We start from the raw sequence: 23,977 nt of genomic DNA, 5'->3' as shown, positions 1-23,977 counted from the left end.
CTTCGACAATTAGCGTCTCCGACACAAATTGAAAACTTTCATCTGGCTGAAGCGATTGCCCTGCACAAAAACTGCACAACATTGCGGAAAATCTCCTCGGACCCGCCTCGCTGCCTGCATTTCGGCCGGCGAAAAGGGCGGCATGCAAGAGCGCGAAAAACCTCGTTGGTCCCTGCCCCTCCGCAATGACGGTTGCTGGCTCGTCGATCCACCGCGGCCGGGTTCGGCGACCCTCCTCCCCTTCATCCGCAAATCTCCGCCCCCCGGCCGGATCAAAGCCGTAGAGAAAGCCCGATCATGACATCGTTGCTTGCCGCCGCGCCGGGCACTTGTGCGCGCTTCGGCGTTGCCGTCCTGCTTGCCGCGCTGGCCGATTTCTTCTTCTATGGGCAGCCGGTCGGCATCACGCTCTTCCTGTTCGGCATGACGCTGGCCGCCGCGGCCGCGGCGCTCCAGCCGTCGGCGCTCGGCGCCGGCCGGGCCTGGTTCAAACCCGTTGCCCTGCTTGTCGGGCTACTGCCGTTCCTTGAAAATGTCAGCGCGCTGTCCGTCGCGATCGGGCTTGCGGCGCTGGCCGTCTTTGCGCTTTCGCTGGTCGGGCGGCTGCGGCGCGGATTTGCCCGCATTGCCGGCCAGGTCGCGCTGTTCCTGCTCGCAGCGCCGTTTCGGTTCGTCCACGATTTCGTCCGCTGGCGCAAGGCGGCGCGGCGGCTTGGCCGGCGGCGCATCGGCTTCGCGGCGATCGCCGTCTGGATCATGCCGCTGACCCTGGGCGCAGTGTTTCTGGCGCTGTTCGGCGCCGCCAATCCGGTTATCGAATACTGGCTGTCGCTGATCGATCTCCACGCACTGCTCGACCTCATCCAGCTGCCGCGGCTGGCCTTCTGGCTGGTCGTGCTTGCCGGCGTCTGGGCTTTTTTGCGCCCGCGCCTGCCGCGCTTCTTGCGCCGCATTGCGCGTCGGGTGACACCTGTCCCTGTCAGCGCGGTGACGACGACGACAAAACCCGCCAGGGCGATCGAGGACATCATCTTCGGCAAGGCCGCCATCCTTCGCGCGCTGGTCATCTTCAACATCCTGTTCGCGATGCAGACCGCGCTCGACGCCACCTATCTGTGGGGCGGCATCGCCCTGCCCGACGGGCTGACCTACGCCGCCTATGCGCATCGCGGCGCCTATCCGCTGATCGTCACGGCGCTGCTCGCCGCCGGTTTCGTGCTGGCGGCGCTCAGGCCGGGAAGTGCCACTTCCAGCGATCCGTTCATCCGCCGGCTGGTCTATGTCTGGGTGGCGCAGAACATCGTGCTGGTCATCTCGTCGATCCTGCGGCTTGAACTCTATGTCGGCATCTATGCGCTGACCTACTGGCGCGTCGCCGCCTTCGTCTGGATGGGGCTGGTGGCGGCGGGCCTCGCCCTGATCATCGCCCGCATCGCGCTCGGAAAATCCAATGAATGGCTGCTTTCCGCCAATCTTCTGACGCTATCGGCGACGCTTTATGCCTGCTCGTTCATCAACTTTGCCGCCCTGATCGCCAACTACAATGTCGAGCACTCATTCGAAATGACCGGCCACGGCAGCGAGCTCGATATATGGTACCTGCGTTCGCTCGGTCCCAGCGCCCGACCGGCACTCGATCGCTTCCTCGAGCATCAGGCCAGGACCAATACGGCCAGCGTTTCCCCCTACCGCGAACTCGTCCGTTTGCTGGGACAGGACGAGGCCGGCTACCGCGCGGCCCAGGAAAACTGGCGCGCCTGGAGCTTTCGCGACTGGCGGCTCCTTCGCACTCTCGACACGTCCATCCCGTTCGTGGTTCCTCAGGGCTCCGAACCCTTCGTGCCGGGCCGCTGATCGATGCCGCATCACATCCTGATCGCCGACGATGATCCGCACATCCGCGAGATCATCTGCTTCGCGCTCGAAAAGGCCGGCATGAAAACGGTCGCGGTAGCCGACGGCGCCGCCGCCTTGCAGGCGATCGAGCGCCGCGCGCCCGATCTTGTCGTGCTCGACATCGGCATGCCGGAGATGGACGGGCTGGAGGTCTGCCGGCGGCTACGGCACACATCGGATGTGCCGGTGCTGTTCCTGTCCGCGCGAGATGAAGAAATCGACCGCATCCTCGGGCTCGAAATGGGTGGCGACGACTATGTCACCAAGCCGTTCAGCCCGCGCGAGCTGGTCGCCCGCGTCAACGTCATCCTGCGGCGCGCCTGCCCGGCAAAAGCCGAACAGGCCGACGACAGGCAATTCTTGCACGGCCGTCTGGCTTTGCTGCCGGCCAGCCACGCCGCCAGCTTCGACGGCAGGCCGCTGGTGCTGACCTCGATCGAATTCGCCATCCTGAAAGGGTTTCTGGCGCGCCCGGCGCATGTGCTTGGGCGCGACATGGTGATGGCCAATGCCTATGCCGGCAACATCCATGTCGCCGACCGCACCGTCGACAGCCATATCCGCAACATCCGCGCCAAGCTGGCGGCGGCCGGCTGCACAGATGCGATCGAGACCGTCCATGGCGTCGGCTTCCGGCTCGGCCGGTGCGGCGCGTGACCGCGCATAAATGGCGCCCGCGCCTCGCCACCATCGTTGTCGCCATCCTGATCATGGTGATGGCGCTGCCGCTGGTCGGCCTGTTCTTCTTCAGGCTCTACGAGAACCAGCTGATCCGCCAGACCGAGGCCGAGCTGATTGCGCAAGGTGCCGCCCTTGCCGCCATCCATGCGCAAGAGGTCCGCGACGCCGGCATCGCGGCTGAAAAGCTCGGCGCGGCCGTGCCTGCCGACAGCGACAATCCGGACTCTCCCTACCGGCCGATCGAGCCAAGCCTCGATCTTGCGTCCGACAGGGTTCTGGCGACACGGCCGGCGGCGACGGCCGCCACCGTCGATCCCGCCTTCACGGCGATCGGCGCGCGGCTGTCGGGCATTCTTGCCGAGACGCAGAAAACCACGCTTGCCGGCTTCCGGCTGCTCGATCCCAAAGGCGTCGTCATCGCCGGACGCGAGGAGATCGGCCTGTCGCTCGGCGCCGTCGGCGAGGTTCGCGCAGCACTTGCCGGCCGCTATGCCAGTGCGCTCAGGCAGAGGATATCAGACGAGCCGCCACCTTCGCTCTATTCGGTCAGCCGCGGCACGAGAGTCCGCGTCTTCGTCGCAATGCCGGTCGCCGTCGACGGCAAGGTCGCCGGCGTCGTCTATCTGTCGCGGACGCCGAACAACATCGTCAAGCATCTTTATGGCGAGCGCGGCAAGGTGGTGCTGGCGGCGATCGCCATCCTCGGCGGCACGCTGCTCATCGGCCTGATCTTCCTTCGCACCGTCAGCCGGCCGATCTACGCGCTGATGGAGCGGACAAAGCGCATCGCCGCCGGTGATCGAGCAGCGATCAGGCCGCTCGACCATCATGGCACGCGCGAGATGGCAGCGCTGTCCGACGCTTTCCTCGAGATGGCCGAAAAGCTGCATGCGCGCTCCGACAGCATCCAGACCTTCGCCACCCATGTCTCGCACGAGCTCAAATCGCCGCTGACGGCGATCCAGGGGGCGGCCGAACTGCTGCGCGATTCAGGTAGCGCAATGGACGAGGCCGAGCGGCGGCGGTTTTCAGACAATATCGTCACCGACGCCGGGCGGCTCAATCTGCTGGTGCGTCGTCTGCTCGACCTGGCGCGCGCCGAAAATCTTGCGCCCAGCGGCGAAAGCACGTCGCTCAGTGCGGCCCTGGCGCTGTTGCCGACCGGGGACAGGCTGGCGCTCCGGGTCGAGGCGGGCGGCGAGACCGGCCTGCGCATCTCGGCCGAGAACGCAGCGATCGTGCTCGCCAATCTCATCGACAATTCGGCAAGGCATGGCGCGACGCTGGTTTCGATCACGGCGGCGAGCGCAGGCGGCAAGGCGACGATCCAGGTGAGCGACGACGGCGCCGGCATTTCGCCGAGCAACCGGGCACGTATTTTCGAGCCATTCTTCACCACACGCCGCGATTGCGGCGGCACCGGCATGGGCCTCGGCATCGTTCTGGCCCTGCTGAAAGCGCATGATGGCACGATCCGCCTGGTTGACTCCGAGCGCGGCACGCGCTTCGAGATCATCCTGCCGGCTGCATGAATTGCAGCATGATCGTTTCAGAAGAACCGGCTTCGGGATCATGCTTCAGAACTGGAGAAGCGAAAAAGTGCGCTATGACGTCGTCATCATCGGCGGAGCCATCGTCGGCTCCTCGATCGCCTATTATCTGCGCGCGGAAGGGTTTTCGGGCTCGATCGCGCTGGTCGAGCGCGACCCGCAGTTTGCCCATGCGGCGACGACGCTGTCCTGCGCTTCGATCCGCCAGCAGTTTTCGATTCCGCAAAACATCCGGCTGTCGCAGTTCACGCTGAAACTGTTCCGGCGGCTGACGGAAGAGTTCGGGGCCGACGCCGATATCGGTTTTCGCGAAGGCGGCTACCTCATCCTTGCCGGCGAGAACGGGTTGCCGATCCTTGAGGCCAACCACCAGACGCAGTTGGCCGAGGGCGCCGACATCGTGCTTGAGGATGCGGAGGCGCTCGTCCGCCGGTTTGCATGGCTGTCGGCCGAGGGCATCACCGCCGGCGCCTATGGCGGCAGCGGCGAGGGCTGGTTCGACGCGCATGCCATGCTGATGCTGTTCCGCAAGGCGCTGCGCGACAAAAAGATCGATTTCATCACCGCCGACGTGACCGGCATCGAACGGCAGGGCGACCGTGTCACCGGCGTCAGCCTCGACAATGGCGAAAGGCTCGACGCCGGCATCGTCGTCAACGCCGCCGGGCCGAATGCCGGAAAAGTTTCGGCAATGGCCGGACTGGTGCTGCCGGTGGAACCGCGCAAGCGCAATGTCTTCATCTTCGAGGCGCGCGAGAAATATGACGACATGCCGCTGCTGGTCGATCCCTCGGGCATCTATGTCCGGCCGGAAGGCTCGGTCTACATCACCGGCGGGGCCGAACCGGAAGAGGGCGACGGCCCCGCCGATCCCAGCGATTTCGAGCCCGACTGGCCGCTGTTCGAAGAGGTGATCTGGCCGGTGCTGGCGACCCGCATCCCGGCCTTCGAGGCGATCAAGCCGACGCGCGCCTGGGCCGGCCACTACGATTACAACACGCTCGACCAGAACGCGGTGATCGGCCCGCATCCGCAGGTCGGGAATTTCCTGTTCGCCAACGGTTTTTCCGGCCACGGCCTGCAGCAGGCGCCGGCGGTCGGCAAGGCGCTGGCCGAGCTGATCGTGCATGGCGGCTACCGCACGGTGGACTGCTCGGCGTTTGGGTATGAGCGCGTTGCCGAGGGGCGGGCTTTCAGGGAGTTGAATGTGATCTGAGGCTGGCGGACAGAGGGGGTGCTGTCCCTCGGTCACCAAAGGGTTCCGTACCGCAAGGCCAGCCGTCAGCGCTCGCGGCCAAACCAGAAGGCATCCGCCATCCGCGTCATGCCGATCCGTTCGTAGAAGCCGACGGCGTCGGGCACGGAGATCAGTGACATGGCGACGGATGGCCCGAGCTGCCGCCGCGCTTCGTCGAGCAGGCCCTTGCCGATGCCGAGCCCTTGCGCCGATTTGCAGACGGCGAGCTCGGAAATATAGCACACCCACGAGAAGTCGGTGATGCCTCGGGCGAGGCCAATCAGCGGCTTGCCAGGCGCATCGAGGCGCGCCGTCAACACCAGATCTGCATTGGCAAGCATCGCCTTCAGACGGACCTCGTCATCGATGGGCCGAGTGACGCCGAGGCCGGATTCCACCAGCACGCGGCGGAACTCGGCTGCGTCGAGGTTCGGTTCGCTGGCGTAGAGTACTTTGGGACGTGTTGTCATGCCGGCCAAGGTGCACCATAGGGCGGCAACTTTGAAGCGGTCCGTGCTCTAGGACCAAAGCTTGCGAAAACAGCCGCCTTTTATTTGCCTGCAGCTTTGTGTAAACCGGGCGCCAATACATCCCCGCAGCGAAAAGAAGACGGGCAAGACCTATGGAAAAATTCACCAAGCTCACCGGCGTTGCCGCGCCGATGCCGATCGTCAATGTCGACACCGACATGATCATCCCCAAGGATTATCTCAAGACAATCAAGCGCACCGGGCTCGGCAGCGGACTGTTTGCCGAAATGCGCTACACGGACGACGGCTCGGAAAACCCCGACTTCGTGCTCAACAAGCCGGCCTACCGCAAGGCGCAGATCTTGGTCGCCGGCGACAATTTCGGCTGCGGCTCGTCGCGCGAGCATGCGCCGTGGGCGCTGCTCGACTTCGGCATACGCTGCGTCATCTCGACCTCGTTCGCCGACATTTTCTACAACAACTGCTTCAAGAACGGCATCCTGCCGATCACCGTCAGCCCGGAGGATCTGGACAAGCTGATGGACGACGCCTCGCGCGGCTCCAACGCAACCCTGTCGATCGACCTCGAAGCCAAGGAAATCCGCGGTCCGGACGGCGGCGTGGTCAAGTTCGACCTCGACGACTTCAAGCGGCACTGCCTCTTGAACGGGCTCGACGATATCGGCCTGACCATGGAGAAGGCCGACGCCATCGCCTCGTTCGAGAAGAAGAACGCCGAGCTGCGGCCCTGGGCCTGAACGGTAGGACCATCGACAAAAAAGCCCGGCGCATGGCCGGGCTTTCCGTCGAATAGAGACTTGTATCACTCGCCGTCGATCGCCGTGGCGATGCGGGCGATGGCCTGTTGATAGTTGCTCGCGTCATTCCAGCCGGCAATTGCACCGAGATTCGCCTGCGCGCTGGCACCCGCCTGCCAACCATGAGCCTTGAGGAAGTTGGCGGTGGAAGCCAACGCAGTGGCCTTGTCGCGCAGATTTCCGCTGCCGACCCCGTATTTCAAGACATTTCCGGGCAGGAACTGCGTATGGCCGATCTCGCCATGCATGGCGCCGACCGACGAGGCGCTCAGCGCGCCGCGATCAACCAGTTTCAGGGCTGCAACAGCATGCGGGTAGAAGAACTCCGGGCGGCGGCAATCATAGGCAAGCGTTAGAATGGCGGAGACCGTATTCTGCTTGCCCAAGAAGGAACCGAAGCCGGTCTCCATACCCCAGATGGCGAGCAACACACCCGGCGTCACGCCGTAGGTCCGTTCGATCTTGTCGAACAGCGCCGCGTTCGACTTCTTCAGTGAACGGCCCTTGGAAATGATCGTGGACGCGCCACGGCGCTTCATGAAAGCATCCACCGAGCCACCGAAAGCCTTGTGGATAGCGCGGTCGGCGGCGATCGTCCTTTTTGCGTAGGTCGCACTAGCCAGAGCGGCCAGACCCTTCGAGCCTACACCGCTGGCCCTTGCTTCCTGCGCGAACTCCGCCTTCCACGCTTCGAAGCCCGCGCCCGTTTTGCCGCATTGGGCGGCCTGTGCCGCTGTTGCCGCCGCAAGCATCATCGATGCCGCCGCTGCGAAAATCTTTGCCTTGGCAAAAAATGCCATGTTGCTCTCCTGGTTGCCTGAATCTTGTCCCGAATACGAATTTGCCAGCGAAACGCCCGCTTGTCACCGTTGGAGCGACGTGCGTCCGCTTGGACGCAGTACGCTCCAGCACTTTACAATCTGCGCATCGTGCTTTCCGAGAATCGGAACCGACTTTCGGGGCCGATGCGCTAAGAACTCGTTTACGCATCCTCGCCGCAGCGCTGGCGAATGCCGGACAACTTGCTTACGATCAAGTAATTATTGTGGCGGGGGGCTAGAATATTCATGGAAGACGTTGACGTCGTGGTCATCGGCGCCGGCTCGGCGGGACTTTCCGCCGCCAAGACCCTGCGTGCGGCCGGCCTTTCCTTCAAGCTGGTCGAAGCGATGAACCGTATCGGCGGCCGCGCCTGGACCAGCGACCAGCATTTCGGCGTTCCTTTCGACATCGGCTGCGCCTGGCTGCACGCGGCCGACCGCAATCCCTACTTTCCCGAGGCGCAAGCTGCCCGCTGGACGCTTCATCATCACGACATGAATATCGACCATCTCTATTATCGCAACCGAAAGGCGAGCGAGGACGAAGAGGCCGCAATGAAGGCGGCCGATATCAGGCTGTTCGAGCTGCTGGCGGCGCATGAGGTCAAGGTTGGTGACGACGACCGTCTTTCGGCGTTGCTCGCCAGGGGCCATGCGCCGCGCGCCGCCGCCACCTTCGCCGGGCCGATGGACTTCGGCGCCGACGAGGACGAGATATCGATCCGCGACTTTCAGGCTGCCGCCGATCTCGATCCGAACTACTTCACCAAGGAGGGGTTCGGCGCGCTGGTCGCCCGTTTCGGCGCCGACGTGCCGGTCGAGCTGTCGACGCCGGTGCGGAAAATCCTCTGGGACGTGCCCGGCGTCGCTTGCGTCACCGATCGCGGCATCATCCGCGCCAAGGCGGTCATCGTCACCGCCTCGCCGGCGGTGCTCGCCTTCGAGGAGATCGAATTCGCGCCGGCGCTGCCAGACAGGCATTTCGCTGCCTTCTTCGACCTGCCGATGGGCATGCTGACCAAGCTGCCGGTTGAGATCAGGGGCACAAGGCTCGGGCTGGCGCCGTTCGACGACCTGCTGATCGAGCGGCTGGCCAGGCACGACATCTACTTCCTTTGCTTTCCCTTCGACCTCGACCTGATGGTCGGCTTCGTCGGCGGCGATTTCGCCTGGGAGATGTCGGCGGCGGGCGAGGCGGCAGGCGTCGACTTCGTCGTCGACCGGCTGTGCGCCATCTTCGGCGGCGACGTCAGAAAACATGTCGGGCGCGCCATGATGACCAATTGGGGCGGCGAGCGGTTCGTGCGCGGCGCCTATGCGGCGGCCCGACCCGGCCGTTCGCAGGCGCGCGCCACGCTGATGCAGCCGGTGGCGGAAAAAATCTTCTTCGCCGGCGAGCATCTGGCCGGTCCGCTGATGCAGACCTGCGGCGGCGCCAGGCTATCGGGCGAGGCGGTGGCGAGAACGGTCGCCGCCCAGCTTGCGGCAACATAGCAACGGCAGGAACGCCGGCCGCCGACAGGCGTTTGGGCGATATGCCGCTGCGCACTATATCCGGGCCTGATGATTTGAGACTTGGTGATTTGAGATCTGGTGATTCGAGATCGGTATGAAGCTCTTCGATTGCCCGCATTGCGGCCACCGCCTCTATTTCGAGAACGCCCAGTGCCTGAACTGCGCCAGCCCCGTGCTTTACGATGCCGGGCATGCGCGCTTCGTGCTGTCTGGCGCCGGCGGCGTTTTCCAGTGCACCAATGCCGACGAGTGCGCCTGCAACTGGATGGCGGAACCTGGCCATGCCTTCTGCCGCGCCTGCGCGCTGAACCAGCTGATCCCGGACCTTTCGGTCGAGGGCAACCGCCGTCGCTGGATCCGCGTCGAAGCGGCAAAGAAGCGGGCCATCTATTCGCTGCTCGCGGCCGGACTGCCGGTCGCACCCAAGCAGAACGCCGGCGACGAGGCTGGCCTCGCCTTCGACTTTCTCGCCGATCCGATCGGTGGTCCGGGTGGCGCGCGCATCCTGACCGGCCATGACAACGGCCTGATCACACTCAATGTCGCCGAGGCGGACTCGGCCGAGCGCGAAAGACGGCGCGTCGAGATGGGTGAGAACTATCGCACTTTGCTCGGCCATTTCCGCCACGAGCTCGGCCACTATTACTGGGACCGCCTGATCCGCGACGACCCGCAACGGCTTGCCGCCTTCCGGACATTGTTCGGCGACGAGCGCGCCGATTACGAGCAGGCGCTGAAGGCCTACCATGCCAATGGCGCGCCGCCCGACTGGCAGCAGGACCACATTTCCGCCTATGCCACGTCCCATCCCTGGGAGGACTGGGCCGAGACATGGGCACATCATCTGCACATCACCGATACGCTGGAGATGGTGCATGCGCTGAATTTCCCGCTCGGCCGGCTGGAAACCATGGAGGCCAACGACCTGTCGCGGGGCGACACCGGCGGCGAGCTCCAGCCGGCACCGTCGGAACCTGCCGCCGTTCCCGAACCGTTCGAAAAGATCCTGGCCCGCTGGCTGGTGCTGTCGGAAGCGTCCAACTCGATCAACCGCTGCATGGGTCTGCCGGACCTCTATCCCTTCGTCATCTCGGAGCTGACGGCGCAGAAGCTGGCTTTCGTCCACGAACTCCTGACCGGTGTCGTGAAAGAAACCGGAACAAAACGTGAGCCGGCCGAGGCGTTTTAGCCGGAACGCATGAGGTCTTGTTTCGTTTTCGTTCGCGAGGGACCATCAACACGGAGCGAAACCATGAAGCGCATACTGTTTCCTGCTGTCGCCGGAGCGCTCGTCGCCATGTCCGGCACAGCCTTGGCCGATACCGCCGTTTCGGCGGTCGCCGATCTCAACATTCGCGCCGGCCCCGGGCCGCAATACCCGGTGATCGGCGTGCTCGCCGCCGGCCAGTCGGCAACGCTCGATGGCTGCATCCAAAACAGCAAATGGTGCACCATAGCCGAGGCCAATGGCCAAGGCTGGATCTATTCCGACTATGTGACGGCCGATTTCGGCGGCAACGAGGTCGTCCTGACCCGGCGCCCGGCCGACGCAGACATTACCATCGTCGAAGCCCCCGCCGATGTCGACGATCCCGATATCTATACCGGAGCGATCGTCGCTGGCGAGCCGATCGAGCCGATCAGGCGGCCGCCGGCCGAAGTCCGCACCTACATCGAGACCAACCGGGTCGACCCGGTTTATCTCGAGGGCGAGGTGGTTACCGGCGCGACCTTGCCCGATACTGTCGAGTTGCGCGAGATTCCGGACTATGACTACCGCTATGTCTATGTGAACGGTCAGCCGGCACTGGTCGACCCCGGCACCCGACGCATCATGTACGTCGAGCGCTGACGGTGCCGAACAGGGCATTCGCCTTGGATGAATGACGGAACTGTCGAAGTCGGCGCCGCCCCTCATCGCCCTGCCGGGCGCTTCTCCCCGTATAGTGACGGGGAGAAGCGGCCTCTTCTGCAATGCTGGCGATTAGCGAAATCGTTGGGAGAGCACCCCTCTCCCCGTTCACGGGGAGAGGATGCCGGCAGGCAGGTGAGAGGCGGCGCCAACGCCGATTGCCGTGACGATTGCGCGGCACGACCCGATCGAATAGATCATGCGACCCGAAGCACCAGCCTGTGAGCCCGCGTGATAGACCCTGCCGCCTTCGAGCGCTATCGGCATACTCCCAACGCCAAGACGACCCTGCCGCGGCTCCTGCTCGGAACGGCGATCATCGTCCTGTTCTGGGTCGCGACGACCATCGCCGTGCTGTTCGGCGGCGCCTATTTCTTCGTCGTCTGGCAAGCCGGCGCCCCGATGGAAGGAGGGGCGGTGCAGAATTTCATGGCTTCGTCCACCGGGATCCTCGCCGCGCTCGCCTCCTTTGCCGGAATCTGGCTCGGCCTGTGGGCTGCCATGCGCTGGGTCCATCGCGAGCCGCTGATGGCGCTGATCGGCACCAGCCGCCGCGTTTCGCGCTCGGGATTTTTTAGGGGATTTGCCGCGGTATTGGTCACATCGCTGCTCTCCGAGATACTGCTCTATCTCTTGCAGCCCGACATTGCGCGCGGTGCGATCGGCCTGTCGTCCTGGCTGCTGTTCCTGATCCCGATCGCCGCGCTGACCCTGCTGCAGACCTCGTCCGAAGAGGTGCTGTTTCGCGGCTATCTCCTCAGGGGCCTGGCCAACCGGTTTCAAAACCCCTTCATCTGGGCGCTGCTGCCAGGACTTCTGTTCACTGCAATGCATTGGAACCCAGGCTCGACGACCGCCATCAACGCCTGCGTGCTGGCCTCGATCGCCGCTTTTGCGCTGCTCCTGACGCTTGTGGTCTATGCCACGGGCAATCTCGGCGCGGCCTTCGGCGCCCACCTCGGCAACAATCTGACCGGCTTCCTGCTGATTTCGCACCAGCAAAGCTACAATTCCTTCGCCCTGTTCAACGCCAAGCCGCTCGAAGGCCCCGGCTGGACGACGCTTGATGCCGTCCTCATCGCGGCGATCGGCATCGTCTGCAGCCTATTGACCGTTCTGCTGCTGCTGCACCCGCGCTCGCCGCTGAAGGTCGAGCCGGATTTTTCGCACCCCGGCGGCCCAAGCTGATGCGCATCACGCTGGTGGTGCTGCCATAAACCAAACCGGCCCGGTTCAGCGTATTCGGCCCCGCACCTTGACTCCGCGGCCGATTTCCTGTCTACAGCCCGCGAATTCCGCGACGAGTATCCCTCCGAGCAAGCCGACCGGGACGCCGAAGCCTGTTTGAGGCGACGTGCTGTAAATCGATCCTGGAGGCCAACATCCGGCAGCGCTGTGCGCCCCCGGGTGCTTTTTGGCTTTGGGCTTTTGCCTGGACAGCTTGGGTTGGATACTGGGCGCGAACGCATTACCTCTCGGGCATCATCCGGGTGCCAGGGAAAAGGAAGAAGAATGTTTGAATCGCTACAGGAACGTCTTGGTTCGATCCTGAACGGCCTCACCGGCCGCGGCGCCCTGTCCGAGGCCGATGTCTCGGCGGCGCTGCGCGAGGTGCGCCGTGCGCTGCTCGAAGCCGACGTTGCGCTGGAAGTGGTGCGTTCCTTCACCGACAAGGTGCGGGAGAAGGCGGTCGGCGCCGCCGTGCTGAAGTCGATCAAGCCCGGGCAGATGGTCGTCAAGATCGTCCATGACGAGCTGGTCGGGATGCTGGGCGCCGAGGGCGTCGCCATCGACCTCAATGCACCGGCTCCAGTCGTCATCATGATGGTCGGCCTGCAGGGTTCCGGCAAGACCACGACATCGGCCAAGATCGCAAAGCGCCTCACCGAGCGTCAGAACAAGAAGGTCCTGATGGCCTCGCTCGACACGCGGCGTCCCGCCGCGCAGGAGCAGCTCCGTCAGCTCGGCGAGCAGGTCAAGGTCGCCACGCTGCCGATCGTCGAGGGCCAGACGCCGGTCGACATCGCCCGCCGCGCCGTGCAGGCGGCAAAGCTCGGCGGCCATGACGTCGTCATCCTCGACACCGCCGGCCGCACCCATATAGACGAGCCGCTGATGGTCGAGATGGCCGACATCAAGAAGGTCTCGTCGCCGCACGAAATCCTTTTGGTCGCCGATTCGCTGACGGGCCAAGATGCCGTCAATCTGGCAAAAAGCTTCGATGAGCGCGTCGGCATCACCGGCCTGGTGCTGACCCGCATGGATGGCGACGGCCGTGGTGGTGCGGCACTTTCCATGCGCGCCGTCACCGGCAAGCCGATCAAGCTGATCGGCACCGGCGAGAAAATGGACGGGCTGGAGGAATTCCATCCCAAGCGCATCGCCGACCGCATTCTCGGCATGGGCGACATCATCAGCCTCGTCGAAAAGGCTGCCGAAAACATCGACGCCGAGCAGGCGGCGGCGATGGCCAAGAAGATGCAGTCGGGCAAGTTCGACCTGAACGATCTTGCCGGCCAGCTTCAGCAGATGTCGAAGATGGGCGGCATGGGCGGCATCATGGGCATGATGCCGGGCATGGGCAAGATGAAGGACCAGATGGCTGCCGCCGGTCTCGACGACAAGATGTTCGGCCGCCAGCTCGCCATCATCTCGTCGATGACCAAGGCCGAGCGCGCCAACCCCGATATTCTGAAGCACTCGCGCAAGAAGCGCATCGCCGCAGGCTCCGGCACCGATGCGGCCGAGATCAACAAGCTCCTGAAGATGCACCGCGGCATGGCCGACATGATGAAAGCGATGGGCGGCAAGGGCAAAGGCGGTGGCCTGATGCGTGGCATGATGGGCGGTCTGGCCCAGAAGATGGGACTCGGCGGCATGATGCCAGGGGGCATGGGTGGCCCGGGCGGCATGATGGGCGGCGGCATGCCGGACCTGTCCAAGATGGACCCCAAGCAGCTCGAAGCCTTGCAGAAGCAAGCACAGGCAGCCGGTCTCGGCGGCATGAAGGGTCTTCCCGGTGGCCTCCCAGGTGGCGGTGGTCTGCCTGGGCTGCCCGGCGGCATGAAGCTTCCTGGTTTGCCTGGATCCGGCGGCGGTCTGCCAATGCTCGGCAAGAACGCCCCTGGCAAGAAGAAGTGAGGGCGCGATGAACGAAGAGAAGGACATGGCCGACGCACGCGCGGCGCTGGTCGACTACCGCGCCTCGATCGACAACATCGACGCAGCGCTCATCCACATGCTGGCCGAGCGTTTCCGCTGCACCAAGGCGGTCGGCGAGCTGAAGGCATCGCATGGCCTGCCGCCGGCCGATCCGGCGCGCGAGCAGCAGCAGATCGCCCGCCTTCGCCAACTGGCGAAGGACGCCCATCTCGACCCGGATTTCGCGGAGAAATTCCTGAACTTCGTCGTCCGCGAAGTGATCCGCCATCACGAGCATATCGCCGCATCCAACGGCGGAACGAAAACCGGCTGAGGATCAGCCGTAAACCCGAAAATCAGCGTTTTAGGAGAAAAGAAATGCCATTGAAAATCCGACTGGCCCGTGCGGGCTCGAAAAAGCGTCCCTATTACCACGTCGTCGTCGCCGACGCCCGTTCGCCGCGCGACGGCCGTTTCATCGAGTCGCTCGGCTCGTGGAACCCGCTGCTGCCCAAGGACGGCGAGCGGGTCAAGGTCGACGCCGACCGCGTCAAGCATTGGCTCTCGCACGGCGCCCAGCCGACCGACCGCGTGCTGCGCTTCCTCGACGAGGCCGGCATCGCCAAGCGCGAGGCCCGCTCCAATCCCAAGAAGGCCGAACCCGGCAAGAAGGCGCAGGAACGCGCCGCACTTCTGAAGAAGGCGCAGGACGATGCAGCCGCCGCGGTTGCCGCTGCGGCAGCCGCGCCGGCCGAGGCGGAAGCCGCGACCGCCGAATAATCCGCTTTTTATCGCTTACGGAACGGCGGGCGCTTTGCCCGCCGTTTCATTTCGTCGGAGCTATGACGCGGCCCGATCAATAGCCTGCCGGGCAGCGGGCGATGTAGACGCGTCCATAGCGATCGCTATAGCGGCACCGGCCGGGTTCGGTCGCACGACCGATCAGTGCGCCGGCGACGGCGCCGACAGCACCACCAACAACAGCTCCCTCCACCGGGTCATTTGCAACGGCAGCGCCGACAGCAGCGCCTCCCAGGCCACCGACCGCGGCGCCCTGTTCTGTCCGGGAACAGGCTGCGAGCGTGGTTGCCAATATGATCATGACCACCAATTTCTTCATCGTCGCTCCTCCCAAATGGGGTTTTCCGTCCTCGCCCCACATCGTCTAACTCGCAACCGGGCGATTTGATCCACGGACAAGGAAGAAGGGTGGCGGCGCCCTCTCTGGCGGCGCGACCGCCATCGAACGGCTTTGATGTCGCCGCTACCGGCTGAACGGGATCAGCGAGCGCACCCCGGGACTGCGCAGGAAAAGGCCGCCCCACAGAATGAGGCCGAGATAGACGCCGAACAATGTGTGCGAGAACAGCGGGCTGCCAAGACGCGCGTGGGTCGCGATGGCGCCGCCGAGATAGGCGGTGAGCAAGACGGCGCCGAGCACCGAGGTGCGCGGCACCGCATAGAGCGCGGTCGAGACCAGCCCGACAATGCCGAGCATGCGCGAGACATCGGGATCGGCCGGCCAGCCGAGTTGCACCATGGTCTGGGTGACGACATCGAGCGGCGGCAGCTTGATGACGCCGTCGAAGGTCATGAACAGCACGATGAGGGCGCTGAGCCCGCGGCCGGTCCACAGCGCGCTCGGCGTGACGGATGCTGTTTGAGACATGGTCATTGGTCCTCCGGTTGTTTCGAGCCCTTTTGGCGAGGGTCGAACCAAGGACGCGGCGTGAGGCGGCGATCCGACACGCTTATGATTTTTCCAGCGCACGGTGCTTCGGTGAGCGCGGGAACAAACCCTAGGAAAAATAGTATTTTTTGGCGGGGATCATTTTTGGCGGCGCTTCGCCGAGCGCCTCGAACACCGAGATTTCACAGACGCGGCACAGACCGTCGAGGGCGAGATCGTTGGCCTCGGTGCCGAACGGGTCCTCGAGTTCCTCCGAAAGCGCGTCGAGGCCGAAAAAGGTGTAAGCGATCAGCGCCGTGAACAGCGGCGTCGCCCAACCGGCAGTCGAGGCCAGCCCAAACGGAAGCAGCAGGCAGAAGATATAGGCGGTGCGCTGCAACAGCAGCGTGTAGGCAAACGGAAGCGGTGTTCCCATGATGCGCTCGCAGCCGGCCTGCGCTGCGGCGATTTGCGACAGCCGCTCGTCGAGAATGCGGTAGCCCATGACATCGATTGCGCCGGCCCTGTACAACGCGGCGGCTCGCTCGCCCATCCGCCGCAGCATGGCGTCCGGCGGGTTGGCCAGCTTGGCAGCACTTTCGGCCGCTTCATCGATGAACGCGCGTGCTTCGGTCGTGGCATCGACCCGCCGAAGCAGGCCGCGCAGGAAGTGACAGAAGGCGATCGCCTCCATCAGCAGCCCGCGCAGTTCGACCCGATCCTCGATCAACCCGGTGCTGGCGCGCGCCAGATTGCGAATGTCGAACACAAGCTGGCCCCACAGCTTGCGCGCCTCCCACCAGCGGTCATAGGCGGCATTGTTACGGAAGCCGAGATAGATCGACAGCGCCACACCGAGCAAGGCGAGCGGCGCCGGCCCGGCATTGCCGAGGTCAAGCTGCAGGGCCCTGACCGCCAGCACCACCAGTGCGCCATAAATGCCGAAGCCGAAGATCTGCGGCAGGATGCGCGGCACCACCGAGCCGCGCATGATGAAGAACAGATGCAAAAATCCCGGGCGCGGGCGAACGATCATCGAAACCCCTTTCACGGACCGGCAATGATCCTGGTCGGTTCCATTGTGCGACGCAATACACGCACAAGCCCAGCCGCCAGCGACATGGCGATGTCGTCTTGCCGGTTTGAGGGCAGAGCAGGGCCAGGTGATGCCGGCCCGACGCGACCTAACTGAGGCGCCGGTGCCGCCCCTCATCCGCCTGCCGGGACCCCGGCCCTTCGCTGTCGCTACGGGCGTTCGTCGTACGGAAAGCCAAGCAATTGGCTTTCCGTCCGCTTCGCGGACCACTTCTCACCCCCGTGAACGGGGAGAAGGGAGCTAACCGGCCGAAGGCCGAGCCGCGACTGCGGGCCGCCGGTTGTCCGGCGCCCCCGCGGAGGGCCCGCCGCGGCAGCGGCGATACGGCCCGTGAGCGAAAACTACGCCGCCTTCTTCTTCGGTTGGATCAGCCCGCGCTCGATCAGCAATTCGGCGATCTGCACCGCGTTGAGTGCCGCGCCCTTGCGCAGATTGTCGGAGACGATCCACATCGACAGGCCGTTGTCGACGGTCGAATCCTCGCGGATGCGCGAGATGAAGGTCGCGTCCTCGCCGGCCGAGTCCAGCGGCGTGATGTAGCCGCCGTCCTCGCGCTTGTCGAGAACCTGGCAACCCGGCGCTTCGCGCAGGATCTCACGCGCTTCCTCGGCGGTGATCGGCTTTTCGAACTCGATGTTGACCGCTTCCGAATGGCCGATGAACACCGGCACGCGCACGCAGGTCGCCGTCAGCTTGATCTTGGGATCGAGCATCTTCTTGGTCTCGGCGACCATCTTCCATTCTTCCTTGGTGAAGCCGTCGTCGAGGAAGACGTCGATGTGCGGGATGACGTTGAAGGCGATGCGCTTGGTGAACTTCTTGACGTCGACCTGGTCGGCGACGAACACCGCGCGGGTCTGCGTGAACAGTTCGTCCATGCCTTCCTTGCCGGCGCCGGACACCGATTGATAGGTGGCGACGACGACACGCTTAATGGTGGCGAGGTCATGCAGCGGCTTCAGCGCCACGACCAGCTGCGCCGTCGAGCAGTTCGGGTTGGCGATGATGTTCTTGCGCGTGAACAGCGAAATCGCATCCGGGTTCACTTCCGGCACGATCAGCGGCACGTCCTGGTCATAGCGGAAGGCCGACGAATTATCGATGACGACGCAGCCCTGCTTGCCGATCTTCGGCGACCATTCCTTCGAAACGTTGCCGCCGGCCGACATGATGCAGATGTCGGTATCGGAAAAATCATATTGGTCGAGCGCCCTGACCTTCAGCGTGCGATCGCCGAACGACACTTCCGTGCCCTGGCTGCGCCGCGAGGCCAGCGCTACCACCTCGCTCACCGGAAAGCCGCGCTCTTCCAGTATGTTGAGCATTTCCCGACCCACATTGCCCGTGGCGCCGACGATTGCAACCTTGAAACTCATCGAAATCTCCTGTCCTCTCCGCTCGGTTTCTTTGGAGAAAACCCGCCGGCCGATGCGGGTTTCAACCCCCGGGCCGGACCCGGGAGAGGGTGGTTAGGCCAAGGGAATCAGACCGTTTTTGTGGTCGTTTTACCGGTTTTTTTGGCCAAGAACGTGGTTTTGCTGGAACGAGCAGACGCGCCGAGACGCCCGGCCCAATGGTTCGCATTGCGGCCGGGAACGTCGAAGGCAAGAAGCGCCATCAAAAGGCCGCGCATCGAAACTACCCCATTCGGTGCCGGCTTTTACGCGGTTTGCGTAAAGAGTCAATCGCGACGCGGCGAGGCGCTTGCCCTGTACAATGGCGGCGGCGCGAAGTACGAACGATTGGATCGTTTGGCTCGTGGCGCTCCTGGCGCTCGCCGACGGATGACCCATTGCCGGGCATAAAAGAATCCGAATTCCGAAAGAGTGAAATGTCCAATTTCGAAGCACTTGTCCCCGCGCTGGCAAAGGCGCTGGAAAAACGCGGCTATGTCGAGCTGACGCCGGTGCAGAAGGCGGTACTTGAGCTCGGGCAGGCCGATGCGCTGGTTTCCGCCCAGACCGGCTCCGGCAAGACCGTCGCCTTCGGGCTGGCTCTGGCGCCGACCCTTCTCGACGGCGCCGAGCGCTTTTCCCATGCCGCAGCACCGCTGGCGCTGGCCGTGGCACCGACGCGGGAGCTCGCTTTGCAGGTGACGCGCGAGCTCGAATGGCTCTACGAACTGACCGGCGCAGCGATAGCGTCCTGCGTCGGCGGCATGGACATGCGCACCGAGCGCCGCATGCTGGAGCGCGGCGCCCATATCGTCGTCGGCACGCCCGGCCGGCTGCGCGACCACATCACCCGCAGTTCGCTCGACATGTCCGAGCTGAAGGCAGTGGTGCTCGACGAGGCCGACGAGATGCTCGATCTCGGCTTTCGCGAGGATCTGGAATTCATCCTCGACGCCGCGCCGGCCGAGCGCCGCACCTTGATGTTTTCGGCGACCGTGCCGCGCTCCATCGCCACGCTGGCCAAGGGCTATCAGCGCGATGCGGTGCGCATCTCGGCTGCCGGCGAGGAGAAGCAGCATCTCGACATTGAATACCGGGCGCTGAGCGTGGCCCAGGCCGACCGGGAAAATGCCATCATCAACGTGCTGCGCTATTACGAGGCGAAGAACGCACTGGTGTTCTGCAACACGCGCGCCGCCGTCAATCACCTGACCGCGCGCTTCAACAACCGCAACTTTTCCGTCGTCGCGCTTTCGGGCGAGCTGAGCCAGAACGAGCGCAGCCACGCGCTGCAGGCGATGCGCGACGGCCGCGCAAAAGTCTGCATCGCCACCGACGTGGCAGCGCGCGGCATCGACCTGCCCAACCTCGAACTGGTGATCCACGCCGACCTGCCGACCAATCCGGAGACGCTTCTGCACCGAAGCGGGCGGACGGGGCGGGCGGGACGCAAGGGTGTCAGCGCGCTGATCGTGCCCAACAATGCCCGCAGGCGCACCGAACGGCTGCTGCAAAGCGCTGGCCTTGCGGCGACCTGGGCAAGCCCGCCTTCGGCCGACGACGTCCTGCGCCGCGACGACGAGCGCATCCTCGCCGACCCGGTTTTCAGCGAGCCTGTGACGGATGATGAACGCGGCTTCATCAATGCGCTTCTTGAGCAGCACGGCCCCGATCAGGTGGCCGCCGCCTTCGTGCGTCTGTGCCGCTCCAGCCGCTCGGCGCCCGAGGATCTCCTAGACGTCGCTCCGTTCACGCCATCGGGCGACAGGCCCTCTGGCGACAGATCTGCCCGTCGCGACGAGGCGCCAAGCCGCCGCGACGATTTCGGCGACAGCGTCTGGTTCTCGCTGTCGGTGGGACGCAGGCAGAATGCCGAGCCGCGCTGGCTGATCCCGATGCTGTGCCGGACCGGCGGCATCTCCAAGCGCGAGATCGGCGCCATCAAGATGCAGCCGGAGGAAACTTTCGTGCAGATCGCGGCGGATTGGGCCGATCGGTTCCTCCAGGCGATCGGCCCGGACCGCAAGCTGCAGAACAACATCGCGGTGAAGCGGCTGGACGGCACGCCCGACCTGTCGCGGGCCGGCTATCAGGAGCCACGGCCGGACAAGAAGCCGCACCGCGGCAAGCGGACGTTCGACCAGAACGCGCCCAAATTCGAGAAGCGCGCACCGTCAGCCGATCAGCGCCCCGTCGCATTCGAGGCAAAGCCCTGGGCCGGGAAGGCAGGCAAGCCGAAATTCGACAAGGCCGGACCCGCCAAGAGCAAGAAAGCGAAGAAGCGGCCGGCTTAGCGATTTGCTGGCATCGTTGGCTTGTCATGGCCTGCAAGGGCTGGCCCTCGCCAAGGCAAATCGATTCAGGCCTGCGCCGCCCCTCATCCGCCTGCCGGCACCTTCTCCCCGTCAACGGCGAGAAGCCCGCTGGCCGCAGCCTCGGCGTTCTTTCCGCGACGCCCGCGATTGGCGAAACCGGCGATGACAGCGTCCTTCTCCCCGTCACTATACGGGGAGTGCCCGACAGGGCGATGAGGGGCGGCGAAGACTTCGACGATTGGTCGTCTTCAACACGAGTGGCGCCGCTATCTTTTATCTGAAGCGATGCTCCCGCGCACGCACCCCTTGCGATCTGCCGCAACTTTGAACAGTCTGGCCAGCGGGACGAGGGGCAGGCATGCGCGGCGAAGTGCTTCACTATGACGAGGACCAGGGTTTTGGCTTCATCACCGGAGCCGACGGCAACCGCTACACCTTCGCGCGCGAGGATCTGCGCCGAGAGGCGACGATAGGCAGGGGCACGGCCATCGAGTTCCAGCCGGCTGGCGGACGGGCACGCGAGGTTTTTTCGGTCCGCGCCCAAACCGCCAGTCCGACGGACGCAACCGTGGCTCCGTCTCAGGCCGGCAATGCGCCCGTGGCGCCGCACCACATCGGCCGTTTCGCTGAAAATGCTCCCGCCACCGACCTTTGGAGCTACTTCCGGCGGGGCCTGACTGAAAATTACTTCAATTTCTCCGGCCGTGCCCGCCGCAAGGAATATTGGGGCTATTGCCTGTTCTGGACGATCGCGCTGATCGTGGTCGTCGGCGTCGGCCTCTTCATCGACGACGCCATGGGCGATCTTGACGAATTGCCGGCAGCGACGGTCGGTCTTTGCGGCGCGTTTGTGCTGGCGACATTCCCGCCTTGGATCGGACTGAACGTGCGTCGCCTGCACGACATCGGCCTGACCGGCTGGCTTTTTCTGGCGGTGCTCATCCCGACCATCGGCTGGCTGATCATCCTGGTCTTCGCGCTGATCCCGACGCAGGCCCGTGAAAATCAGTGGGGCCGGTGCCGGCGGGGGGTCAGGGCCTAGCAGCTCGACACAGCGATTTTGAGGGGCTGGAAGCCGGGCGGACGTCGATCGCCAGCAGGCTTAGCCCAGGAACCTGGCGATGATCGCGTCGCCCATCTCAGCGGTGCCGACCTCGGTCATGCCAGGGGAAAGAATATCCCTGGTGCGCAAGCCCTGGTCGAGCACGGCGGCGATGGCGCTTTCCAGGTGGTCGGCCTCGGCCACCATGCCGAAGGAATAGCGCATGCACATGGCGAAGGAGGCGATCATAGCGATCGGGTTGGCGATGCCCTTGCCCGCGATGTCGGGCGCCGAACCGTGCACCGGCTCGTAGAGCGCCTTGCGCTTTTTCGTCTTGGCATCCGGCGCGCCGAGCGACGCCGAGGGCAGCATGCCGATCGAGCCGGTCAGCATGGCGGCGATGTCGGACAGCATATCGCCGAACAGATTGTCGGTGACGATGACGTCGAATTGTTTCGGCCAGCGCACCAGCTGCATGCCGCCGGCATCGGCCAGCATGTGGTCGAGCTTGACGTCGCCATATCTGGCCTTGTGCGTCTGCGTGACGACCTCGTTCCACAACACGCCCGACTTCATCACATTGCGCTTTTCCATCGAGGTGACGTGGTTCTTGCGCGTGCGTGCCAGCTCGAAGGCGACGCCGGAGATGCGCTCGATCTCGAAGGTGTCGTAGACCTGGGTGTCGATGCCGCGCTTCTGGCCGTTGCCGAGATCGATGATCTGCTTCGGCTCGCCGAAATAGACGCCGCCGGTGAGCTCGCGAACGATCAGAATGTCGAGCCCCTCGACCACCTCCTGCTTGAGCGAGGAGGATGCCGCCAGCGCCGGATAGCAGATGGCCGGCCTGAGATTGGCGAACAGCTCCATGTCCTTGCGCAGCCGCAGCAGTCCGGCTTCCGGGCGCACCTCATACGGCACCGCATCCCATTTCGGGCCGCCGACGGCGCCGAACAGCACCGCGTCAGCGGCCATCGCCTTGGCCATGTCGGCATCGGAAATCGCCGCGCCATGCGCGTCATAGGCGCAGCCGCCGACCAGCCCCTCATTGGTGACAAAACCGCTGTCGAGCTTGTCGTTCATGGCGGCGATCAGCTTCTTCACTTCGGCCATCGCCTCGGGGCCGATGCCATCGCCGGCGAGCAGGAGAAGATTTTTCGAAGCCATCCTGAACCATCCTTACTGTGGCGCATGAAATCGGAATCGATTTCGCAAAGGATCATGCGCAGAAACAAAATTCTACAGCGTCCTTTGCGCGGTCGAAGGATGCGCGGCGCTGTCGTGAGCCGCGGCCTTGCTAAACGCCCAGTGGGCTATGCGCAAGCCTTTGGTTCAGAGCATGTTTGTCGATGATCGCGCCTCGACAAGGTCGCGCAAGCTCCTGCGCCGCCATCGAACTCAGCGCTTCAGTGCCGTCACTTCGATCTCGATCTTCATTTCCGGCTTGTTGAGCTGACAGACGATCATCGTCGCCGCCGGCCTGATGTCGCCAAACACCTCGCCGAGGAGCGGAAAGACGATGTCGACGAAAGCCGCGTCGGTAATGTAGTAATGCGCCCGCACCACATCGGCCATCTCAAAACCGCCGTCCTGCAACGCCTTGGCAATCGTCGCCAGGCAATTGCGCGTCTGCGCCTCGACCGTCTGCGGCATTGTCATGGTCGCATAGTCGTAGCCGGTCGTTCCGGAAACGAAACACCAGTCGCCCTGTACCACGGCGCGCGAATAACCGGCGGCCTTCTCGAAGGGCGAGCCGGTGGAGATCAGTTTCCGCATGGTTCCCTCGGATATGCTTCAGTCGATATTGAGCTGAAGAGGTGCCTTCCGGCTATGGGCCAGGCGGGGGTGTTTCTCGAACAGAGCCTCAGTTCGCATCGAGAGCGTAGGAGCAGCCGGCAAGCAAGAGTGGCCGAGCGCCCGGGCACACCAAGCTCAATAACGCGCTCTCACGGGGCATTTCTGGGAAATGGGAACCTGGAAGGCGCCGTCAACACTGTTGCAGGTACGGAACTTGAGCATCCACGGCGCCGGGGCAGCCGCTTTTGGCTTGCCCTCGATGACTATCGGGACTCCGGAACCCTGCGCGTAGCCGCTCAACGGGCATTTATGGGAAGCGGGAATCTGGAAGGGGCCGTCAAAACTCTTGCAGGTACGGAACTTGAGCATCCACGGCGCCGGGGCAGCCGCCTTTGGCTTGCCCTCGATGACCATCGGGACTCTGGAACCCTGCGCGTAGCCGCTCAACGGGCAATTCTGGGAAGTGGGAATCTGGAAGGGGCCGTCAAAACTTTTGCAGGTACGAAACTTGGATGTTTGTACCGCCAGGGCTTGCGTGGATTGAAACCCGGTAAAGACGGCCGCCGCCGCAAGCAGAAGAAAAATTCTGTTGGTCACTGTCAAAGCCCTCCGACCCGCAAGAGAAG

Annotated in this window: 24 protein-coding genes; 14 read left to right on the top strand and 10 right to left on the bottom strand. The window is 64.2% G+C overall.

Features of this window, described 5'->3' with window-relative positions:
- Positions 1 to 297: 297 nt before the first annotated feature.
- The 4 genes from AC0L2V_RS25105 to AC0L2V_RS25090 all read left to right on the top strand — a co-directional run bounded on the left by AC0L2V_RS25105 (position 298) and on the right by AC0L2V_RS25090 (position 5,343).
- Positions 298 to 1,854 carry a DUF4153 domain-containing protein gene (locus tag AC0L2V_RS25105; protein WP_473521484.1) on the top strand — a complete coding sequence of 519 codons (1,557 nt, stop codon included), beginning with the start codon at positions 298 to 300 and terminating at the stop codon, positions 1,852 to 1,854.
- Positions 1,855 to 1,857: 3 nt separating this feature from the next.
- Positions 1,858 to 2,553, top strand: coding sequence for a response regulator (locus AC0L2V_RS25100; RefSeq protein WP_473521483.1), 696 nt, complete (start codon positions 1,858 to 1,860; stop codon positions 2,551 to 2,553).
- Positions 2,554 to 2,612: 59 nt separating this feature from the next.
- The gene (locus tag AC0L2V_RS25095) at positions 2,613 to 4,109 is read left to right on the top strand and encodes an ATP-binding protein (RefSeq protein WP_473521496.1); all 1,497 of its coding nucleotides are present in this window, start codon (positions 2,613 to 2,615) and stop codon (positions 4,107 to 4,109) included.
- Positions 4,110 to 4,176: 67 nt separating this feature from the next.
- Positions 4,177 to 5,343 (top strand): NAD(P)/FAD-dependent oxidoreductase, encoded by a 1,167-nt coding sequence (locus AC0L2V_RS25090; protein WP_473521482.1) that lies wholly within the window; start codon positions 4,177 to 4,179, stop codon positions 5,341 to 5,343.
- 65 nt (positions 5,344 to 5,408) lie between these two features.
- On the opposite strand, the gene AC0L2V_RS25085 is transcribed toward AC0L2V_RS25090, so the two are convergent.
- Entirely contained in the window at positions 5,409 to 5,834 is a 426-nt protein-coding gene (locus tag AC0L2V_RS25085; protein WP_473521481.1) for a GNAT family N-acetyltransferase, read from the bottom strand.
- Positions 5,835 to 5,986: 152 nt separating this feature from the next.
- On the opposite strand from AC0L2V_RS25085, the gene leuD reads away from it, so the two are divergent.
- Positions 5,987 to 6,592: a 3-isopropylmalate dehydratase small subunit gene (gene leuD / locus AC0L2V_RS25080; RefSeq protein ID WP_023803774.1), complete on the top strand. Its 606-nt coding sequence runs from the start codon at positions 5,987 to 5,989 to the stop codon at positions 6,590 to 6,592.
- Positions 6,593 to 6,657: 65 nt separating this feature from the next.
- Here leuD and AC0L2V_RS25075 read toward each other — a convergent pair whose 3' ends face one another.
- Positions 6,658 to 7,452, bottom strand: coding sequence for a lytic murein transglycosylase (locus tag AC0L2V_RS25075; protein WP_473521480.1), 795 nt, complete (start codon positions 7,450 to 7,452; stop codon positions 6,658 to 6,660).
- Positions 7,453 to 7,719: 267 nt separating this feature from the next.
- Here AC0L2V_RS25075 and AC0L2V_RS25070 point away from each other — a divergent pair, with 267 nt between their 5' ends.
- From AC0L2V_RS25070 to rpsP, 7 genes are all read left to right on the top strand, one after another.
- On the top strand, positions 7,720 to 8,967 hold the full coding sequence (locus AC0L2V_RS25070) for a flavin monoamine oxidase family protein (protein ID WP_473521479.1): 1,248 nt from the start codon (positions 7,720 to 7,722) through the stop codon (positions 8,965 to 8,967).
- A 115-nt stretch (positions 8,968 to 9,082) separates the two neighbouring features.
- A complete protein-coding gene (locus AC0L2V_RS25065; RefSeq protein WP_473521478.1) occupies positions 9,083 to 10,177 on the top strand; it encodes a zinc-binding metallopeptidase family protein in 1,095 nt (364 codons plus the stop codon).
- Between the two features lie 63 nt (positions 10,178 to 10,240).
- Positions 10,241 to 10,840, top strand: coding sequence for a DUF1236 domain-containing protein (locus tag AC0L2V_RS25060; RefSeq protein ID WP_023803769.1), 600 nt, complete (start codon positions 10,241 to 10,243; stop codon positions 10,838 to 10,840).
- A 291-nt stretch (positions 10,841 to 11,131) separates the two neighbouring features.
- A complete protein-coding gene (locus AC0L2V_RS25055) occupies positions 11,132 to 12,088 on the top strand; it encodes a lysostaphin resistance A-like protein (protein ID WP_473521477.1) in 957 nt (318 codons plus the stop codon).
- A 324-nt stretch (positions 12,089 to 12,412) separates the two neighbouring features.
- Positions 12,413 to 14,041 (top strand): signal recognition particle protein, encoded by a 1,629-nt coding sequence (gene ffh / locus AC0L2V_RS25050; RefSeq protein ID WP_023803767.1) that lies wholly within the window; start codon positions 12,413 to 12,415, stop codon positions 14,039 to 14,041.
- Positions 14,042 to 14,048: 7 nt separating this feature from the next.
- Positions 14,049 to 14,375 (top strand): chorismate mutase, encoded by a 327-nt coding sequence (locus AC0L2V_RS25045; RefSeq protein WP_023803766.1) that lies wholly within the window; start codon positions 14,049 to 14,051, stop codon positions 14,373 to 14,375.
- 44 nt (positions 14,376 to 14,419) lie between these two features.
- Positions 14,420 to 14,821 (top strand): 30S ribosomal protein S16, encoded by a 402-nt coding sequence (gene rpsP, locus AC0L2V_RS25040; RefSeq protein ID WP_027153676.1) that lies wholly within the window; start codon positions 14,420 to 14,422, stop codon positions 14,819 to 14,821.
- 76 nt (positions 14,822 to 14,897) lie between these two features.
- Here the strand turns inward: rpsP and AC0L2V_RS25035 are convergent, their stop codons facing one another.
- From AC0L2V_RS25035 to AC0L2V_RS25015, 5 genes are all read right to left on the bottom strand, one after another.
- Positions 14,898 to 15,161, bottom strand: a complete 264-nt coding sequence (locus AC0L2V_RS25035) for a YMGG-like glycine zipper-containing protein (protein WP_473521476.1) — start codon at positions 15,159 to 15,161, stop codon at positions 14,898 to 14,900.
- 144 nt (positions 15,162 to 15,305) lie between these two features.
- Positions 15,306 to 15,716 carry a DoxX family protein gene (locus tag AC0L2V_RS25030; RefSeq protein ID WP_473521475.1) on the bottom strand — a complete coding sequence of 137 codons (411 nt, stop codon included), beginning with the start codon at positions 15,714 to 15,716 and terminating at the stop codon, positions 15,306 to 15,308.
- 124 nt (positions 15,717 to 15,840) lie between these two features.
- Complete coding sequence (locus AC0L2V_RS25025; RefSeq protein ID WP_023803762.1) at positions 15,841 to 16,746, bottom strand: bestrophin family protein; 906 nt, start codon at positions 16,744 to 16,746, stop codon at positions 15,841 to 15,843.
- A gap of 401 nt (positions 16,747 to 17,147) precedes the next feature.
- On the bottom strand, positions 17,148 to 18,182 hold the full coding sequence (locus tag AC0L2V_RS25020; RefSeq protein ID WP_091592145.1) for an aspartate-semialdehyde dehydrogenase: 1,035 nt from the start codon (positions 18,180 to 18,182) through the stop codon (positions 17,148 to 17,150).
- A gap of 107 nt (positions 18,183 to 18,289) precedes the next feature.
- Positions 18,290 to 18,439: a hypothetical protein gene (locus AC0L2V_RS25015; RefSeq protein ID WP_167366376.1), complete on the bottom strand. Its 150-nt coding sequence runs from the start codon at positions 18,437 to 18,439 to the stop codon at positions 18,290 to 18,292.
- 198 nt (positions 18,440 to 18,637) lie between these two features.
- On the opposite strand from AC0L2V_RS25015, the gene AC0L2V_RS25010 reads away from it, so the two are divergent.
- Together AC0L2V_RS25010 and AC0L2V_RS25005 are read left to right on the top strand one after the other, a co-directional pair.
- The gene (locus AC0L2V_RS25010) at positions 18,638 to 20,494 is read left to right on the top strand and encodes a DEAD/DEAH box helicase (RefSeq protein ID WP_473521474.1); all 1,857 of its coding nucleotides are present in this window, start codon (positions 18,638 to 18,640) and stop codon (positions 20,492 to 20,494) included.
- A gap of 379 nt (positions 20,495 to 20,873) precedes the next feature.
- Complete coding sequence (locus tag AC0L2V_RS25005) at positions 20,874 to 21,557, top strand: DUF805 domain-containing protein (protein WP_473521473.1); 684 nt, start codon at positions 20,874 to 20,876, stop codon at positions 21,555 to 21,557.
- A 60-nt stretch (positions 21,558 to 21,617) separates the two neighbouring features.
- On the opposite strand, the gene leuB is transcribed toward AC0L2V_RS25005, so the two are convergent.
- The 3 genes from leuB to AC0L2V_RS24990 form a co-directional block, all read right to left on the bottom strand.
- Entirely contained in the window at positions 21,618 to 22,721 is a 1,104-nt protein-coding gene (gene leuB / locus AC0L2V_RS25000; RefSeq protein ID WP_473521472.1) for a 3-isopropylmalate dehydrogenase, read from the bottom strand.
- A gap of 231 nt (positions 22,722 to 22,952) precedes the next feature.
- Entirely contained in the window at positions 22,953 to 23,330 is a 378-nt protein-coding gene (locus AC0L2V_RS24995) for a RidA family protein (RefSeq protein ID WP_473521471.1), read from the bottom strand.
- 156 nt (positions 23,331 to 23,486) lie between these two features.
- Positions 23,487 to 23,948 (bottom strand): hypothetical protein, encoded by a 462-nt coding sequence (locus AC0L2V_RS24990; protein WP_473521470.1) that lies wholly within the window; start codon positions 23,946 to 23,948, stop codon positions 23,487 to 23,489.
- Positions 23,949 to 23,977 lie beyond the last annotated feature (29 nt).

It is taken from the genome of Mesorhizobium sp. WSM4814 (assembly GCF_055811595.1).
This window is presented reverse-complemented; position numbering and strand designations above follow the sequence as displayed.

Bases quoted from the DNA above. Each gene is read 5' to 3' on its own strand.
- AC0L2V_RS25035 (WP_473521476.1), bottom strand. From the start codon at position 15,161: ATGAAGAAATTGGTGGTCATGATCATATTGGCAACCACGCTCGCAGCC.
- AC0L2V_RS25065 (WP_473521478.1), top strand. From the start codon at position 9,083: ATGAAGCTCTTCGATTGCCCGCATTGCGGCCACCGCCTCTATTTCGAG.
- AC0L2V_RS25015 (WP_167366376.1), bottom strand. From the start codon at position 18,439: ATGCGCGGCCTTTTGATGGCGCTTCTTGCCTTCGACGTTCCCGGCCGC.
- AC0L2V_RS25030 (WP_473521475.1), bottom strand. From the start codon at position 15,716: ATGACCATGTCTCAAACAGCATCCGTCACGCCGAGCGCGCTGTGGACC.
- AC0L2V_RS25025 (WP_023803762.1), bottom strand. From the start codon at position 16,746: ATGATCGTTCGCCCGCGCCCGGGATTTTTGCATCTGTTCTTCATCATG.
- leuD (WP_023803774.1), top strand. From the start codon at position 5,987: ATGGAAAAATTCACCAAGCTCACCGGCGTTGCCGCGCCGATGCCGATC.
- AC0L2V_RS25100 (WP_473521483.1), top strand. From the start codon at position 1,858: ATGCCGCATCACATCCTGATCGCCGACGATGATCCGCACATCCGCGAG.
- AC0L2V_RS24995 (WP_473521471.1), bottom strand. From the start codon at position 23,330: ATGCGGAAACTGATCTCCACCGGCTCGCCCTTCGAGAAGGCCGCCGGT.
- rpsP (WP_027153676.1), top strand. From the start codon at position 14,420: ATGCCATTGAAAATCCGACTGGCCCGTGCGGGCTCGAAAAAGCGTCCC.
- leuB (WP_473521472.1), bottom strand. From the start codon at position 22,721: ATGGCTTCGAAAAATCTTCTCCTGCTCGCCGGCGATGGCATCGGCCCC.
- AC0L2V_RS25045 (WP_023803766.1), top strand. From the start codon at position 14,049: ATGAACGAAGAGAAGGACATGGCCGACGCACGCGCGGCGCTGGTCGAC.
- AC0L2V_RS25060 (WP_023803769.1), top strand. From the start codon at position 10,241: ATGAAGCGCATACTGTTTCCTGCTGTCGCCGGAGCGCTCGTCGCCATG.
- AC0L2V_RS25070 (WP_473521479.1), top strand. From the start codon at position 7,720: ATGGAAGACGTTGACGTCGTGGTCATCGGCGCCGGCTCGGCGGGACTT.
- AC0L2V_RS25020 (WP_091592145.1), bottom strand. From the start codon at position 18,182: ATGAGTTTCAAGGTTGCAATCGTCGGCGCCACGGGCAATGTGGGTCGG.
- AC0L2V_RS25085 (WP_473521481.1), bottom strand. From the start codon at position 5,834: ATGACAACACGTCCCAAAGTACTCTACGCCAGCGAACCGAACCTCGAC.
- AC0L2V_RS25005 (WP_473521473.1), top strand. From the start codon at position 20,874: ATGCGCGGCGAAGTGCTTCACTATGACGAGGACCAGGGTTTTGGCTTC.
- ffh (WP_023803767.1), top strand. From the start codon at position 12,413: ATGTTTGAATCGCTACAGGAACGTCTTGGTTCGATCCTGAACGGCCTC.
- AC0L2V_RS25095 (WP_473521496.1), top strand. From the start codon at position 2,613: ATGGCGCTGCCGCTGGTCGGCCTGTTCTTCTTCAGGCTCTACGAGAAC.
- AC0L2V_RS25010 (WP_473521474.1), top strand. From the start codon at position 18,638: ATGTCCAATTTCGAAGCACTTGTCCCCGCGCTGGCAAAGGCGCTGGAA.
- AC0L2V_RS25075 (WP_473521480.1), bottom strand. From the start codon at position 7,452: ATGGCATTTTTTGCCAAGGCAAAGATTTTCGCAGCGGCGGCATCGATG.
- AC0L2V_RS25105 (WP_473521484.1), top strand. From the start codon at position 298: ATGACATCGTTGCTTGCCGCCGCGCCGGGCACTTGTGCGCGCTTCGGC.